General features: G+C 66.6%; 14 protein-coding genes. 2 read left to right on the plus strand and 12 right to left on the minus strand.

Features of this window, described 5'->3' with window-relative positions; all coding sequences use genetic code 11:
* Positions 1 to 341 precede the first annotated feature (341 nt).
* The 3 genes from ABZ827_RS08625 to ABZ827_RS08635 all read right to left on the minus strand — a co-directional run bounded on the left by ABZ827_RS08625 (position 342) and on the right by ABZ827_RS08635 (position 4626).
* Positions 342 to 1988, minus strand: coding sequence for an acyl-CoA synthetase (locus ABZ827_RS08625; protein ID WP_357234622.1), 1647 nt, complete (start codon positions 1986 to 1988; stop codon positions 342 to 344).
* Between the two features lie 173 nt (positions 1989 to 2161).
* Positions 2162 to 3781, minus strand: coding sequence for an acyl-CoA synthetase (locus ABZ827_RS08630; RefSeq protein ID WP_357234624.1), 1620 nt, complete (start codon positions 3779 to 3781; stop codon positions 2162 to 2164).
* 209 nt (positions 3782 to 3990) lie between these two features.
* Complete coding sequence (locus tag ABZ827_RS08635) at positions 3991 to 4626, minus strand: hypothetical protein (RefSeq protein WP_357234627.1); 636 nt, start codon at positions 4624 to 4626, stop codon at positions 3991 to 3993.
* Positions 4627 to 5045: 419 nt separating this feature from the next.
* On the opposite strand from ABZ827_RS08635, the gene ABZ827_RS08640 reads away from it, so the two are divergent.
* The gene (locus tag ABZ827_RS08640; protein ID WP_357234630.1) at positions 5046 to 6401 is read left to right on the plus strand and encodes a DUF1254 domain-containing protein; all 1356 of its coding nucleotides are present in this window, start codon (positions 5046 to 5048) and stop codon (positions 6399 to 6401) included.
* Positions 6402 to 6487: 86 nt separating this feature from the next.
* Here the strand turns inward: ABZ827_RS08640 and ABZ827_RS08645 are convergent, their stop codons facing one another.
* The 7 genes from ABZ827_RS08645 to prfB form a co-directional block, all read right to left on the minus strand.
* Positions 6488 to 7714 carry an acyl-CoA dehydrogenase family protein gene (locus tag ABZ827_RS08645; protein WP_357234633.1) on the minus strand — a complete coding sequence of 409 codons (1227 nt, stop codon included), beginning with the start codon at positions 7712 to 7714 and terminating at the stop codon, positions 6488 to 6490.
* A 57-nt stretch (positions 7715 to 7771) separates the two neighbouring features.
* Positions 7772 to 9178 (minus strand): acyl-CoA dehydrogenase family protein, encoded by a 1407-nt coding sequence (locus tag ABZ827_RS08650; protein ID WP_357234635.1) that lies wholly within the window; start codon positions 9176 to 9178, stop codon positions 7772 to 7774.
* 196 nt (positions 9179 to 9374) lie between these two features.
* A complete protein-coding gene (gene ftsX / locus ABZ827_RS08655) occupies positions 9375 to 10280 on the minus strand; it encodes a permease-like cell division protein FtsX (RefSeq protein WP_357234638.1) in 906 nt (301 codons plus the stop codon).
* Complete coding sequence (gene ftsE, locus ABZ827_RS08660) at positions 10280 to 10969, minus strand: cell division ATP-binding protein FtsE (RefSeq protein ID WP_357234640.1); 690 nt, start codon at positions 10967 to 10969, stop codon at positions 10280 to 10282. Before ftsE ends, ftsX begins: the two co-directional genes overlap by 1 nt.
* A gap of 56 nt (positions 10970 to 11025) precedes the next feature.
* The gene (locus ABZ827_RS08665) at positions 11026 to 11199 is read right to left on the minus strand and encodes a hypothetical protein (protein WP_357234643.1); all 174 of its coding nucleotides are present in this window, start codon (positions 11197 to 11199) and stop codon (positions 11026 to 11028) included.
* Positions 11186 to 12061: a mechanosensitive ion channel family protein gene (locus tag ABZ827_RS08670; protein WP_357234646.1), complete on the minus strand. Its 876-nt coding sequence runs from the start codon at positions 12059 to 12061 to the stop codon at positions 11186 to 11188. The genes ABZ827_RS08665 and ABZ827_RS08670 overlap by 14 nt, the downstream gene beginning before the upstream one ends.
* Positions 12062 to 12121: 60 nt before the next feature.
* Positions 12122 to 13243, minus strand: a complete 1122-nt coding sequence (prfB, locus tag ABZ827_RS08675) for a peptide chain release factor 2 (RefSeq protein WP_357234649.1) — start codon at positions 13241 to 13243, stop codon at positions 12122 to 12124.
* A gap of 186 nt (positions 13244 to 13429) precedes the next feature.
* Between prfB and hisN the strand changes: the two genes are divergently transcribed.
* The gene (gene hisN / locus ABZ827_RS08680) at positions 13430 to 14215 is read left to right on the plus strand and encodes a histidinol-phosphatase (RefSeq protein ID WP_357234652.1); all 786 of its coding nucleotides are present in this window, start codon (positions 13430 to 13432) and stop codon (positions 14213 to 14215) included.
* A gap of 72 nt (positions 14216 to 14287) precedes the next feature.
* Here the strand turns inward: hisN and ABZ827_RS08685 are convergent, their stop codons facing one another.
* Together ABZ827_RS08685 and ABZ827_RS08690 are read right to left on the minus strand one after the other, a co-directional pair.
* The gene (locus ABZ827_RS08685; protein ID WP_357234655.1) at positions 14288 to 14833 is read right to left on the minus strand and encodes a DinB family protein; all 546 of its coding nucleotides are present in this window, start codon (positions 14831 to 14833) and stop codon (positions 14288 to 14290) included.
* Between the two features lie 180 nt (positions 14834 to 15013).
* Positions 15014 to 15982 carry an SMP-30/gluconolactonase/LRE family protein gene (locus tag ABZ827_RS08690; RefSeq protein ID WP_357234658.1) on the minus strand — a complete coding sequence of 323 codons (969 nt, stop codon included), beginning with the start codon at positions 15980 to 15982 and terminating at the stop codon, positions 15014 to 15016.
* Positions 15983 to 16069 lie beyond the last annotated feature (87 nt).

Below are 16069 nucleotides of genomic sequence, written 5' to 3' on the forward strand. Positions count from 1 at the left end.
GTGTTTTGGGCGCCGCCTGGGGCGTCGCGGGTTCGGGGCCCCCTGGGTCTCGTTCTTCACTCCCGGCGCTCAGTCGCTGCGCTCCTTCGCTCTGGTCGCTCCAGAACGAGACGGGCCCCGAACCACCAACGCTGACCGACCGCATGCGGGAAACTGGGGTGGGGACGGATGCAGGCCGAGTGGCGGTAGGGATCAAACGCGCCCAGGGGCGACGGAAGATCGGTAGTGGCGTCAGGGCCTCGTGAGACTCGGCGTCGCCGCGGGGCGCGTTCGGTTTGGACGTGGGCCCAGGCCGCTCATGGCCTTGCTGGACACAGTGGGTCTCTCGGGTTCGCCAGGGGTTACGTGTCGGGGTTCAGGTCTGTCAGGGGTTTGCGGAGGAGTTTGCCGGTGGCGTTGCGGGGGAGTTCGTCGAGGAAGATCACTTCGCGGGGGACCTTGTAGCGGGCGAGGTTCGCCTTGACGTAATCCTTGATCTCCTGCTGGTCCCGTTTCGAGCCGGGGCCCGGGACCACTACGGCGCGCAACCGTTTGCCGTACTCCCGGTCGTCCACACCGACTACGGCGGCCTCGAGGACGTCGGGGCGGTTGGCGATGAGGTGTTCGACTTCCTGGGGGAAGACGTTCTCGCCGCCCGAGACGATCATGTCGTCGTCGCGGCCGTCGATGAACAACAGGCCGTTCTCGTCCAGGTGCCCGACATCGCCGGAGGACATCAGGCCGTCGACCTGTTCCTTGGTGCGGCCGTCGGTGTACGCCTTGAACGCATGCGGGTTGTCGATGAAGATCGTCCCGGTCACGCCGGGTTCGGTGATCCGGGTGCGGTTCTCGTCGTACAGCGCGATCCGGACCCCGACCGGGGGCCGGCCCGCCGTCGTCGGCGCCGCCCGCAATTCCTGCGGGGTGGCCACGGTGATCACGGCGCATTCGGTGGAGCCGTAGAGGTTGTAGAGCACATCGCCGAAGTACTCGCCGGTGCGGACGACCACATCGGGCGGTATCGCCGAACCGGCCGCGAAGATCACGCGGAGCGAGGACACGTCGTAGCGGTCCAGAATCTCGCGCGGCTGGTCGAGGATACGTTGCAGCATGGTCGGCACCACGATGAGCGAATCCGCGTGGTAGCGCTCGATATTGGCGAGGGTGAGTTCGGGATCGAAGCGGCGCTGCTGGAAGATCACCCGGTTGCCCAGGCCGAGGCCGAGGCTGAACTGGGACAGTCCGGTGCCGTGGAAGATCGGGGCCGCCATCACCATGGTGCCGTTACTGGGTAGCGGCACCCGGTCGATGAACTGGGCGGATATGAACGGGCTCACCTTGTCGCGGGGGGCGCCCTTGGGAGTGCCGGTGGTACCGCTGGTCAGGATGACCGTACCGCCGGGTGCTGGAGGCGAAGCCGGTGCGGCGGTGGACCGACCGGCTGATACCGATTCGACCGTCGGAATCGACGAGTCGGCGTTATCGGCCTCGTCGACCCAGGTGAGGATGCGCGGGATCGTCGCCGGGATGGCGCTCATCAGGTCGAAGAACTCGCTGTCGTGCAGGACGGCTTTGACCTTCTCGCGTTCGGCCACATCGGCGAACTGCGGTTTGGCGAACCCGGTGTTCATCAGTACGGCGCGCAGTCCCAGTTTGCCGGCGGTGAGCATACTCAGGACCATGCCGCGGTGGTCGCGGGCCAGGATGGCCACCACATCACCGGCACGCAGGTCGCGTTCGACGAGTCCGCGGGCGAAGGCATTCGACTGTTCGTCGAGTTCACGGAAGGTGAGTTCGCCTTTTTCGTCGACGATGGCGGGGGCGTCCGGCCGGGTTGCCGCGGCGTGCATCACCACCCCGGCGAACGGGCCGAACTTGCCCGCGTTGATCATCGACTTGGCCGCGTGATCGAGCCGTAGCGGATCGAACAGGCCGCGTTTGCGCATCACATTCACGGCCGATGCGATATCGCCGGCCCTGCGAACGGGACCGGGCAGCGACAGTGTCATCGGCGACAACCTTCCGCGGCGTGACCGCCGGGACCGGCGGTCTACCTCCTCGAACTCCAGTGCTGCGCCAACCCTAGCAATACCGTCCGCCGGTACGCCGATATTGTCTCGGACAGTAATGAAACCGGGTACATCCTTGTGGGATGTCCCGGTTTCGTACCCGAGAGGTGTTGTCAGACCTCGTATTCCACCAGGACCCGGCGCAGCAGTTTGCCCGTGGGGTTACGCGGCAGATCGTCCAGGAAGACCACCTCGCGGGGAACCTTGTACCGGGCCAGGTTCTCCTTCACGTAGGTCTTGATCTCGTCCTCGGTGGGGGTGTGGCCCGGTTCGGGGACGATGAACGCGCGCAGGCGTTTGCCGAATTCCACATCGTCGACACCGACCACGGCGACGTCGAAGATGTCCTCGCGTTCGAGCAGCAGGTTCTCCACCTCCTGCGGGAAGACGTTCTCCCCGCCCGAGACGATCATGTCGTCGTCCCGGCCGTCGACCATGAGCAGGCCGTCCGCGGTGAAATGACCGACATCGCCGCTGGACATGTAGCCGTCGATGATCTGCTTGTGCCGGCCGTCGGTATAACCCTCGAACGGTGCGCCGCTGCGGACGAAGATCCGCCCGGTGACGTCGTTGCCGGTGACCTGTTTGTCGTTGTCGTCGTACAACCGCACGTCACAGGTCAGTGGTGGCCGGCCGACGGTGCCGGGGGCCTTGGCGAGATCGGCCGGTTGCGCGACGGTGGCGATGGCCACTTCGGTGGAGCCGTAGAGGTTGTAGACCACGGGGCCGAAGACCTCGGCGGAGCGGATGCTCAGCTCCGGGGAGAGCGCCGAACCCGCCAGCACGATCCCTTTCAGGGAGGATGTGTCGTACTTCGCCCGGACCTCTTCGGGCAGCTCCACCATCCGGTGCAGCATGGTCGGTACCGCGACGAGCAGTTCGGCCTTGTGCTCGGAGACCAGCTTCAGAGTGGCCTCGGCGTCGAACCGGCGGCGCATGACGATCTTGTTGGTCAGGCCGGTGCTGACCAGCCAGGTGCCCAGGCCGGTGCTGTGGAAGATCGGCGAGACGATGACGACGGTGCCGCGTTTGGGGAACGGCATCCGGTCCAGGAACTGCGCGGTGGCCACCGGGGTCGCTTTCTCGCGCGGCGCGCCCTTGGGCAGACCGGTGGTGCCGCTGGTCAAGATGATGAACCCGCCCGGTTTGCTCGGGACGGGCAATGCCTCGAGGCCGTTCTCGGCGATCAGGTCATCGAGACTCTTCGCGCCTTCGGGCAGTTCGGCGCCCTCGTCGATCCAGGTGAGGAAACGGGGCATATCGGCGGGCAGCGCGTCGAGCAGGCCCAGGAACTCGCTGTCGTGCAGCACCGCCTTGACCTTTTCCCGTTCGCAGACCTCCGCGAACTGTGGTTTGGCGAAACCGGTGTTCATCAGGGCGATCTTCACGCCGAGTTTGCCGGCCGCGGCCATGGACAGGATCAGGCCGCGGTGATCCCGGGCCAGGATGCCGACCACGGTGCCCTCGGTGAGGCCGGCCTTGCGCAGGCCGTTGGCGATCTTGGTGGACTGATCGTCGAGTTCGCGATAGGTCAGTTGCCCGCGTTCGTCGACGAGGCCCGGCGCCTCCGGTGCGATCCGGGCGGAATGCATGATCAGCGTGGCCTGCGGGATGTAGGTCTTGGAATCCTTCAGAGTCCGCAGGGTTTCCCCCGGATTCTTCAGATCGATGAATCCGCTGGACTGCAACAGGCCGTATGCCTTGACCGTCTCCAGCGTATGCGCCAGGTTCACCCTCGAACACCTCCACAGATTCTCGCGTCGGCACTCGCCCCAGCGATTCCGAACGGCATATCTGGGCTCACCGTAGCAGTGAAAGTGCACCGGCTCACAACGTACGCACCGGACAAAAAAGACACCGCGGCGGCGGTCCGTACCTCGGACGACAGGGGCACGCGTCGGATATTCGACGCGTGCCCCTGGAGTGAGCTGTGCGGATCCGGTCAGTTGTAGACCGAGCCCAGCGACGGGAAGGTGATCTCGCCGCGTACGTACTGGAACCCATCCGGATGCTCCGTGCTCACCGGAACGGGCCACCGGTGCCACAGGGTGCCGTACACCGCGGCCACGACCATGCCGGGGCCGGGATCGATCACCCGGGTACGGATGGTGGTGTCGGCGATGATGTCGACATGTTCGGTCAGCGGCTCCATCCCGCTGCGCCCGTTCGACAGGTTCAGCCAGACCACGTCCAGCCGTGCCCCGGCCTGATTGGGGGCGATGGTGCCGGGCCCGCCGAAGAAGGCGAACCGGAATCCGTCGAGGTTCAGGGCCACGCCCGATCCGTACATACCGGGGCCGCCACCGCGGCCGATATTCGACTCGGCCGGGACCTGGAACGGCTGCGCGGGCAGCGCGGTCTCCCGCGCGGCGTCGGTGACCCGCGGATCGCCGAGCAGCGTATCGACGGCGCGTTCGGCGCCGGGGTTACCCGTGGCGGCCGCCCGCAGCTGCTGGGTCGCCGAGACCCAGTCGACCTGTGCGGGCTCGGCGGTGGCATAACCGGTGAACAGCGTGGTGGCCGCGGCCGTCGCGGCCAGCGTGGTGAGGAGCCGACGGGCGAAGCCCTGTGTGCGCATAACCAGTCTCCTTGCAGATACGTTGTCCGGGGTGCTTCGTCCCGGGGTGGGTTCAGCGGGGTGGAGATGGTGGAACACGTATCGGCGCATCCGGCGTCGTGCGGGTGTGAACCCGCCCGGCCGGACAGCCGGAAATTCGGTCGTCACCAACATGTCACCCGGTCGGCACGCTGTCCAGAACGCCGCGCGGGGTTCGGGCGGGAATCTCGGTTTCCACCTCACCCGGATCGGGTCGTGGTGACTACTTCTCGACCATCGGAACGTTCAGCTCTTCTACCTGGGGCGGTGCCATCGTGGGCGGGGAATGCAGGCCCGGCGGCGCCGTAATTCACCCGTGCCGGATGATCCGGCGGCGTGGATCGGCCGAATAGCGTCGGACCCGACCGCCACCGGATTTTCGCTGAAGAAGGGTGCGACTCATGCCCGGCAGTTTCGCCGATCAGAAGATGACTCCGGACTACGCACGGGCGGTGGGTCGCGCCGCTTACTTGTGGGGCTGGCCGCTGGTGAATATGCACAACCGGCGCGTTTTCATGGAGCAGTTACCCGAGCCGGGGTTGCTGGCCGGGATCGTCCCCGCCGGACCCCCGGGAACGATCGGGATGCTGCGCGACTACATCCGCCCGGAAGAGCGGGTGGTCGCCTGCCCGAACCAGGACGTGGTCTACGGGTTCGGTGTGCTGGACGCCGAGCGCGGGCCCTCGGTGGTGCAGGTGCCCGATTTCGGTGACCGGTTCTGGGTGTACCAGGTGGTCGACCAGCGCACCGATTCCTTTGTCCGGCTCGGCAAGATGTACGGGACCGCGCCCGGGTTCTACCTCCTCGCGCACGAGTCCTGGGACGGTGCTGTTCCCGCCGGGATCACCGATGTGTTCCGCTACGACACTCGCTCGGGCGTCGTGATCCCGCGGGTGTTCCTGGACGATACGGCCGCCGACCGGGCGGAGATCGGGCCGCTGGTCGACCGGATCGGCATGTATCCGCTTGCGGAATTCGACGGTACGGAGAAGGTTTTCGACTGGGCGAATGCGCCCGCCTTCGGCGGCGGTGCCGCGACCGGCGATCAGGGTGAAACGCAGTGGGTGGATCCGGAGACGTATTTCACCGCACTCGGCGACGTGCTCGACGAAGTACCGCCCAGACCCGGTGAGGAGGCGCAGTACGACTGGTTCCGGTCGCTCCTGGCCGCCGCCGAGCACGACGAGGACCTGGCCGAGGTACTGCGGAGTACAGCGCACGATGCGGATGCCGTGGTCGCGGAACTGTTCGAGTTCCGCAATATCGGGATCCCGGTGGCGCACAACTGGACGACCCAGCGCAACGGGGCCGCGTTCGGCACCGACTATCTGTCGCGTACCGCGATCGGTAAATCGAATATCTTCGTCAACACCGTCAACGAAACCGCCTACTACTACCAGGATCTCGACGCCACCGGTAAACGCCTGCACGGTGCGAACACCTACACGGTGCGGTTCCCGGCCGGGCAGCTACCGCCGGTGCGCGGGTTCTGGTCGCTGACGGTCTACAACAAACACCATTTCTTCCATCCGCACGACCTGGACCGGTTCTCGCTCGGCACCAAGAACCAGGACCTCTCCTACGGTGACGACGGCTCGCTGACCTTGACCGTCGGCGGAGTCGGTCCCATGGACCCGGGGCCGCTCGCCAACTGGCTACCGGCCCCCGACGACGAGTTCACCCTGTATTTGCGTGCCTATTGGCCCGAGCAGAGCATTCTCGACGGGACCTGGGAGCCGCCTCCCGTGACCAGCTGACGACCTGCGGGCCCCCTGCGCCCGTAGGCCCGGCCGATGCCGGTCCGTGCCACGGCGGCGCGGACCGGCATCGTATGTGCTACCGGTTACTTCAGCTCGGCGCTGGTCTTGTTCAGCACCCGGCGGGCCACGATGAGCTGCTGGATCTGCTGGGTGCCCTCGAAAATGTCGAGGATCTTGGAGTCGCGACCCCACTTCTCCAGGAGCAGCCGCTGGGAGTAACCGACGGCGCCGGCCAGTTCGACGGACTTGAGGGTCACATCGGTGCCGGTGCGGCCCGCCTTCGCCTTCGACATGGAGGCTTCCAGCGAATTCGGCTTCTTGTTGTCGGCCATCCAGGCGGCGCGCAGCGCCAGCAGATAGGCGGATTCGTAGTCGGCCTCCATCCGCAGGAATTCGGCCGCCGCCGCGTGCTGGCTGTTCGGCGGGGTGTCGTAGGAGATATCGATCCCCGCCTCGGTGAGGATGACGCGCAGTTCCTCGAGGGCGGCCCGGGTGACACCGATGGCCATCGCGGCGACCATGGGGCGGGTGTTGTCGAAGGTCTGCATGACCCCGGCGAAACCCTTCTCCACGTTGACTTCCGGGCTGCCGAGGATATTGTCCTTCGGGATCCGGCAGTCCTGTAGCAGCAGGACCGCGGTATCGGAGGCCTTGATGCCGAGTTTGTGCTCGAGCCGGGCTACCGACAGGCCGGGTGCGTCGCGCGGGACCACGAACGATTTGATGGCGGCGCGACCGAGGCTACGGTCCACCGAGGCCCACACCACGATATGGGTGGAGCGCTCACCGGCGGTGACGAAGATCTTCTCGCCGTTGAGTACCCATTCGTCGCCGTCGAGGACGGCGGTGGTGGTGACGGCGGCGGAATCGGAGCCGAAGCTCGGTTCGGTGATGGCCATCGAAGCCCACACCTTGCCGAAACGTTCCAGCTGGTCGTCGGTGGCGACCGCCGCGATCGCCGCATTGCCCAGACCCTGGTACGGGATCGACAGCATCAGCCCGACATCGCCCCATGAGGTTTCCAGGGCGTTGAGCAGGGCGGACATATTGCCGCCGTTGGCATTGGGGACGGTATCGGGGACCGGTGCCGCCTCGGCCTCGTCCGACCGGCCACCGGCCGCGCCGCTGATCTTCTGGGTGCCCGAATCACTGAGACCGTCCACCATGGCGGCCATCGTGTCGAGCTCCACCGGATAGTCGTGCTCGGCGAGATCGTATTTCCGGGAAATGGGCCGGAAGATCTGCGCGGCCACCTGATGCGCCTGATTGGCACTGGCCCGCAGCTTCTTGGGAAGTTCGAGATTGATCATCAAAGTCTCCTGAGCAGGGATCGTGAATCCGCGCCGCGTGCCCGCGGCGTCCGGGACTCACACCAATACGATGCCTTCGGCGATACCGATACCGCGCAGGTCGCGGTACCAGCGTTCGACCGGGTGTTCCTTGGTGAACCCGTGCCCACCGAGCAACTGGACCCCGTCCAGGCCGAACCGCATACCCTTGTCCGTCGCCAGCTTCTTGGCCAGCGCCGCTTCGCGGGCGAAGGTCAGGCCCTGTTCCGCACGGGCGGCGCCGCGCAGCGTGACCAGGCGCAGGCCGTCGAGTTCGATGGCGATATCCGCGACCATGAAGGCGACCGCCTGCCGGTGGCTGACCGGTTCGCCGAACGCTTCCCGCTCGTTGACGTAGGGAATCACGTAGTCGAGTACAGCCTGACCGGTGCCCGCGGCCAGCGCCGCCCAGCCCAGCCGGGCCAGCTGGACCGCGTCGCGATAGTCGGCGGCGTGCTGTTTGGCATCACCCTCGCCGAGGATCGCGTCGGCGCCGACGGCCACATTGTCCAGGACCAGCCGTCCCAGGCCCGCCGCGCGCAGACCCATGCTCGGGTCCGCTTCCACCGATACGCCCTTGGCGTCGGATTCCACGATGAACAGGGCCGGGCGTCCGTCGAGTTCGGCGCCGACCACGAAGATCTCGGCGTCGGCCGCGGCCGGGACCAGGCTCTTCACGCCGTTGAGCCGGTAGCCGCTGGGGGAGCGCACCGCCTTGGTCTGCAGGCTGAACGGATCGAACAATGCCCGCGGCTCGCTGATCACCACGGAGGCCTGCGGAACGTTCTCCCCGGTGAACGCGGGCAGATAGGTCTGCTGCTGGGCATCGGTACCCCATTGGGACAGCGCCACCGCGACGCCGCTGGGCGCCAGCAACGGCAGAGCCAGACCCATATCGCCGTGCGCCAGGGCTTCGGCCACCATCACATTGGTGGCGGCGCCGCGCTCGGTCGCCGCGCCCTCGAGTTCCTCGGGCACGTTGATCAGGGTGATGCCCAGTTCCGCGGCGCGGCCCAGTAGATCCTTCGGCGCGGCGGCCGCCTCGTCGGCGTCGTGCGCGGCGGGCCGTAGGATCTCGGCCGCGAACTCGCGGACGGTTTCGACGATCATCTGCTGTTCGTCGGTGGGGGTGAGATCGAAGTAGTCCTTGGTCTTCGACTCGTTGTCGGGCAGCCGTTTGGGCGCACCGCCGCCGGCGACCTTGTTGAACGCGCGGGTTGCCGCACCCAGGGTCCGGAATCCGGTCTTGGTGCTCTCGTAGGTGACCCGGTCGATCGGTTTGCGCAGGTTGTACTTCTCGGCGAGTTCCGAGCCGGTGATCGTCGACATGACTCGCATGGCGGCGCCCATCCAATCCCGTTTGGGTTGGTGCAGGCCCACCCCGTTCTCCTGGCGGGCGCCGTGGTCCGGACGCCGCTTGGTAGCGCTCTCTCGAATGCTCATCATCACCTGTTTTCTCGCGCGGGGTGAGGGTCGGCCCCAGGTATCTTACTGCGGAGTAAGGCTATCTTACTGCGGAGTAAGAACGGCGTCGAGTCACGGGCTCGTCCTGGTGAGCGGACACAACGGAGGCCGTCGGGCGCCGAACCGCCCGCCCCGGGATCGGGACGGGCGGCAGCTCGGACGGTTCCTCGGTCGGTCGCTATTCCCGGACGTACCAGCGCAGCGTCGCGTACGCGGTGAGACCGGCGAACACGACACCGACCGGCATCACCATCAGCGCGATGGTGAAGATGTCGTCATAGGTGATCTGCGGGAAGACATTGCTGGCGAACAGATCGCCCAGGGCGCGGTCGATGACCAGCGGCCGGGCCGCGAACAGGCCGGCCGTCGCGAGCAGGCCACCCGCCAGCGCGGCGACGACGGCTTCCAGTAGGAACGGTAACTGGGTGTACCAGCGGGTCGCGCCGACCAGACGCATGATGTGCACCTCGGTGCGCCGGGTGAACGCCGCGATCTGCACCATATTCGCGATCAGCAGCAGCGCCGCCACCGCCTGCAGCAGCGCCAGACCGAACGCCGCGTTGCGCAGACCGTCGAACAGACTGACCAGCCGGTCCACGATGTCCTTGTCGTTGCGGACCATACCGACACCGGGGCGGTCGTAGAACTGCTCGTAGATGGTCGGGTACAGCGACGCGTCGGTCATCTTGACCCGCAGCGACGCCGGAAGCGGGGTCTCGCTCACATACTCGGCCAGTTCGGGCTGGTCCTTGAAGGTTTTCTCCTTGGCCTCCCGGACCGCCGCGTCCCGGTTGAGGTACTGCACGCTCTCCACGCCGTCGACGGATTTCAGATCCGCGGTGAGCGTGCGGCAGGGATCGTTCGCGCAGTCCGGGTCGGTCGCGGAGACATCCTCGGTCAGGTAGAGGCGCACCTCCAACCGGTCCAGGAAGTACTGCTCGGTCTTATCGGCGATCCGGACCGCCAGCAGGCCGCCGCCGAGCATCGTCAGCGATACCGCGGTGGTCAGAATCATCGCGATGGTCATGGTGACGTTGCGGCGTAGGCCCTCGGAGACCTCGCCGAACAGGAATCCCAAACGCATTACCGGCCCACCTCGTAACCGCCGGTCGCCTGATCGCGGACCAGATGGCCGTCGTAGAGTTCCACCACCCGACGGCGCATACCGTCCACGATCAGGGGGTCGTGGGTGGCCATGAGCACGGTGGTGCCCATCCGGTTGATGTGCTCGAGCAGGAGCATGATTTCGTAACTCGTCTCGGGGTCGAGGTTGCCGGTGGGTTCGTCGGCCAGCAGTACCAGCGGACGGTTCACGAAGGCTCGGGCAATGGCGACCCGCTGCTGTTCGCCGCCGGACAGTTCACTCGGCAGCCGGTCGGCCTTACCGCCCAGCCCTACCAGTTCCAGTACCTCGGGAACGGTCCGCTCGATGAACTGGCGCCGCTTACCGATCACCTCCAGGGCGAAGGCGACATTCTGTGCGACCGTCCGCTGCTGCAGCAGCCGGAAATCCTGGAAAACGCAACCGATACGCTGTCGCAGCTTGGGTACTCGCCGGCCGGGAAGCCCGTCCACCCGGTAATCCGCGACATGTATCTCCCCCTCGGTCGGGGCCTCTTCCTTGATCAGCAACCGCATGAAGGTCGATTTACCGGAACCGGACGGGCCGATGAGGAAGACGAACTCACCCTTGTCGATATGTACGGTGACGTGCTCCAGCGCGGCTCGTGTAGCGGTCGGATACGACTTGCTGACGTTGCGCAGGGTGATCACGAGGGATCAGTGTAACCATTCGATAACGAAGGCGCCGGTCGGCCGCATCCGGGGTGCTATGGGATGCGGACGGCGATCGCCGGGGTGGCCTTTTCCGGGTCCGCCGGGTGCACGCTGGATATGGGTGCGGGGTTGTGCTGGACGATATCGTCCGGTTTGACGAACAGGTACAGGACGAAGGTCGCCAGCCAGGTACCGGCGAGTATCACTGTCGATCTACGTGCGCGCATGCAATCCCTCCCGGCGCATCGCGGCGGCCACCCGGACCCGCAACTCGCGGCTCACCTCGAACTGTTTGCCCGGAAGTGTCCGGGCCACCATCCGGATGTTCATCTGGTCCACGGTCAGATCCTCGACCCCCATGACCGTCGGTTCGTCCAGCAGCAGCGGTTCGAGCCGGGGATCGCGGTAGGCCTGCCCGCCGACCTCGTGCAGCACCTCGTTGATCCGCAGAATATCGGCGCTCGCGGCGACCGGCACATCGATCGCCGCGCGCGCCCAATCCTTGGACAGATTGGTGACTTTCACGATCTGGCCGTTCGGGACGGTGACCACCTCACCGTCCGGGTTGCGCAATTTGGTGACCCGCAACGTCACATCCTCCACCGTGCCCTCGGCCGGGTCGGAGATACCGGTGACCGCGATCCGCACCACATCGCCGAAACCGTACTGGCGCTCGGTGATCAGGAAGAACCCGGCCAGGATGTCCTGCACGATGCGCTGGGCACCGAAACCGAGCGCGGCGCCCAGGACCGCGGCGGGTGCGACCAGCCCCGACATGGAGAACCCGAGCCGTTGCAGCACTTCCATCGCGACCAGTACATACGCGACGGTCAGTACGACCCAGGTCAGCACCTGCGCCAGGGCGTGCCGGTGTTTGGCCTCCTCGGACCGTACGAGTGCGTCGCCGCCGCGGAATCCGGAATCGATCCGGTGGGTCACCCGGTCGCGGACATAGGTCGCGAAACGCGCGAACAGCATGGCGCCCAGGATCAGCAGGATGATCTCCAGACCGGATGAACGCAACCAGGAGGTCACATCCGAGGACGCCGTCAACGCTGCGGCGAGAGTTTCGGTCCCCTCCGAACCCATCAGTCCACCTGCTCCTACTTGCCGCACCGGATGGCTTGCGATTCCCGGGATCCGGGGCCGCTAGCTCTCCTGCAGAACTGTACTCATCCGCCAGCGGATTCCCGATTCGATGAATCCGTCGATATCGCCGTCGAGTACCGACGAGGGGTTGTTCACCTCGTAGTTGGTGCGCAGATCCTTGACCATCTGGTACGGGTGCAGCACATAGGAGCGCATCTGGTTACCCCAGGAAGCGCCCTCGTTGGTTTTGAGCGCGTCCATCTGGGCGCGTTCTTCCTGGCGTTTGCGTTCGAGCAGTTTCGCCTGCAGGACCCGCATGGCCGAAACCTTGTTCTGCAGCTGCGATTTCTCGTTCTGGCAGGTGACCACGATCCCGGTGGGGATATGAGTGATCCGTACGGCGGAGTCGGTGGTGTTGACGCTCTGCCCACCGGGCCCGGAGGAACGGTAGACATCGACCCGGATATCGGTTTCGGGCACCTCGATATGGTCGGTGGTCTCGACCACCGGAAGCACCTCGACCTCGGCGAACGAGGTCTGGCGGCGGCCCTGGTTGTCGAACGGGCTGATCCGGACCAGGCGGTGCGTGCCCATTTCCACCGAGAGGGTGCCGTAGGCGTACGGGGTCTTCACCACGAATGTCGCGCTCTTGATCCCGGCTTCCTCGGCATAGGAGGTGTCGTAGACCTCGACCGAGTACTTGTGCCGGTCGGCCCAGCGGATGTACATGCGCATCAGCATCTCGGCCCAGTCCGCGGCATCCACCCCGCCCGCGCCGGAGCGGATGTTCACCAGCGCGTCCCGCTTGTCGTATTCACCCGACAGCAAGGTGCGCACCTCGAGCGCTTCGACATCGGTGTGCAGTGCGGCCCGCTCGGCGTCGGCGTCGGCGAGAGCGCTGGTTCTCGCCTCGCCCTCTTCCTCCTCGGCCAGCTCGTAGAGCACCGGCACATCCTCCAGGCGCTGCCGTAACTCCTCGACCCGCCGGAGTTCACCTTGAGCATGAGACAGCTCGCTGGTGACTCGTTGCGCGTGGTCCTGGTCGTTCCACAGCTCGGGGTCGGCGGCCTGGTGCTCCAGCTCGTCTATGCGACGGCGCAGCTCCTCGATATCGAGGACCGACTCGACGGTCTTCAGAGTCGCGTCGAGTTCGGCGAGGTCGGCGGTTACGTCTGGATGCACGGTAAACAAGGCTACTAGCAGCGTCCGGCGTGGTGAAACGGCGCGGCCCCGGTCGGCGCCCGGTGCCTTTCGCTCGCGGCGTCCTGGTGCACTCGTCGCGGCCGGCGCGGTGGCGGCCTGAGTCACAGATCGGTGGCACCGGCGGCGGATCCCGCCGCGCCGGATCCGACTCGATAGGGTTTCGATGTGGCTGCTCACTCCTCTGACCTCGAACTCGCGTTACGCCTGGCCGACGAGGCGGACGCGATCACCCGGGAACGGTTCGGTGCCCTGGACCTGAAGGTCGACGCGAAACCCGACCTCACCCCGGTATCGGACGCCGACCTCGCCGTGGAGGAGGCGATCCGCCGGATCCTGCGGCACGGCCGGCCCGAGGATTCGGTACTGGGGGAGGAGTTCGGCGGGAATGCCGAGTTCACCGGCCGGCAGTGGGTGGTCGATCCGATCGACGGTACGAAGAATTTCGTACGCGGCGTCCCGGTGTGGGCCACGCTCATCGCGCTGCTCGAGGACGGGGTGCCGGTAGTGGGCGTAGTGAGCGCGCCCGCTCTGGCGCGCCGCTGGTGGGCCGCCGCGGGACAGGGTGCCTGGTCGACTTTCCATCCCGGCGCGCCCCAGCCGATCTCGGTATCCGCTGTCGCCGATCTGGGGTCGGCCAGTCTGGCGTTCTCCAGCCTGTCCGGCTGGCGCGACCGGGGCCTGCGGGAGAAGTTCATCGGCCTCACCGATGAGGTCTGGCGGGTACGCGGGTACGGCGATTTCTTCAGCTACTGCCTGGTCGCGGAGGGGGCGGTGGATATCGCCGCCGAACCCGAGGTCTCGCTCTGGGATCTGGCCGCGCTGGACATCCTGGTCCGGGAGGCCGGTGGCACCTTCACCTCCCTCAGCGGGCAGGCGGGCCCGCACGGAGGTGATGCGGTGGCGACCAACGGGCGCGTACATCAGCAGGCACTGGATCGCCTGGGCGTCTGATTCCGGGCGGCCCCGCGGTCTCCCACGCGACCGAGCCCCGACCGGCAGAGTCGGACGGGGCCGGTCACCGGATCAGCCCATGGTTTTCTGGCCGTCGATCGCCTCACGAATGATGTCGGCGTGGCCGGCATGCTGCGCGGTCTCGGCGATGATGTGCAGTAGTACCTGCCGGGTCGACCACGCGTCCTCCTGGAACCACGGCGCCTGGGGCAGCGGCCACGCATGGTCCAGGTCGACGGTCGCGATCATGGCATCGGTACGGGCGGCCACCTCGGCATAGGTGTCCAGGACACCGGCGAGGGTTTCACCGGGCAGCAGCTGGAACTCGTCGACGCGGGCGGCGAAATCCTCGGGGGTCATATCGTCGAAGTCCTTCATGGCTCCGGTGCCTTCCACAATGAAATCCGCCCAGCTGCGCTCGACGCCGGTGACGTGTTTGATCAGGCCGCCGAGGCACAGTTCGCTGGGTGCCGGGCTGCTCGCCGCCTGCTCGTCGGTCAGATCGCGGGTGGTGAAACGCAGGAAGAAGCGTGTTTTGCCCAGTACCGCGAGCAGATCGGCGCGTTCGCCGGTCAGGGGGGTGGTGCCGGTTTCGTGGAGGGCGGTGGTCTCGGCCATGGTGTGCGCCTTTCGTCGGGGCTGCGTTGAAACGGTTCGTTTCCGTGTTCGAAGACCACGTTATGACCCATAGCGGCCACTTTTTGACCTCAATAACGCTGAGGAGGAAATTTCCCGACCGAAGACGAAGGTCGCCGGGCCGGCCCCGGGGTTGTGCTGGGGCGCAGCCGTTTTCCCGGGTTACCGCCGGGACGCGTCGGCGGGCGTGAGGTCGATACCGGCGGGCGGCCGGAGCCGGCGCAGGGTGCCGTCCATGCTGGTGACGTACAACGCCCACGCATCGCCGTCCCGGGCGATGCGGACCGAGGTGGCGCCATCCGGGGGTATCCGGATCGGGTCGGGGTGTTCGATCAGGCCGGTGATAACGGCGCAGCCCGTTCCCGTCTCCGGGTCCACTCGGTACACAGCGCCGGCGAGGTGGTCGGCGACGAAGAGGTCGCCGGCGCGGGTGGCCTCCATATCGTCGGGCAGGGCGACGAAACCGGGGAGACCGGCGACAACCGGTGCTTCGGCCGGTGCGTTCAGCGGAATTCGGAACAGACTCAGGGTCATATTGCTCGTGTAGATCGAGTTGCCGTCGGGCGCCAGCGCCAGGCCGTTGGTAAGTGGTACCGGGGACCAGGCGGGGGTGAACTCGCCGGTGGACGGCCGGTAGCGGGAGATTCCGGCCGGTCCGCCGCGCACGCCGATATTGGTGAACAGTAGATCGCCGTCCGGCAGCACGAGCAGTCCGTTCGGGCCGTTGAGGCCGGTGAGCAGCACTGTCACCGCGCCCGTCTCGGTGTCGTAGCGTTGCAGCGTGCCGGGCGCCTCCGCGAAGCCGTCGCCGGTGAGGAAGTACACCGAGCTGCCGGCCACCCGGACGCCCGCCGGATGATCGAGGCCGGTGACCAGTTTGTCGAATGCGCCGTCGGCGGAGATATGGGCCAGGTACCCGTCTCGGATACCGGTGACATAGAAGCCGCCGGCACCGTCGGAGTCCAGATTCTCCAGATTGCCGGCGCCCTCGAGCAGGGTCTCCGATTGCCATCCGTCCACGCACGACGGTGGCAGCACCTGGGCGTGGGCCGCGGGAACGGTGGCGAGCCCCCCTGCGGCCAAAGCCATCGCGCACAGTGCGGCGCGAGTCCGTGTCATCGCTGAAGCCATGGATCGCAACCTACGGGAAGCGATTCACCGATGCCCGGCATCGGATGATGACCGGCTCGACGGGCCGTGCACCCGAGTTGTCCCCAT

It is taken from the genome of Nocardia sp. NPDC019395, assembly GCF_040632335.1.
GTDB lineage: Bacteria > Actinomycetota > Actinomycetes > Mycobacteriales > Mycobacteriaceae > Nocardia.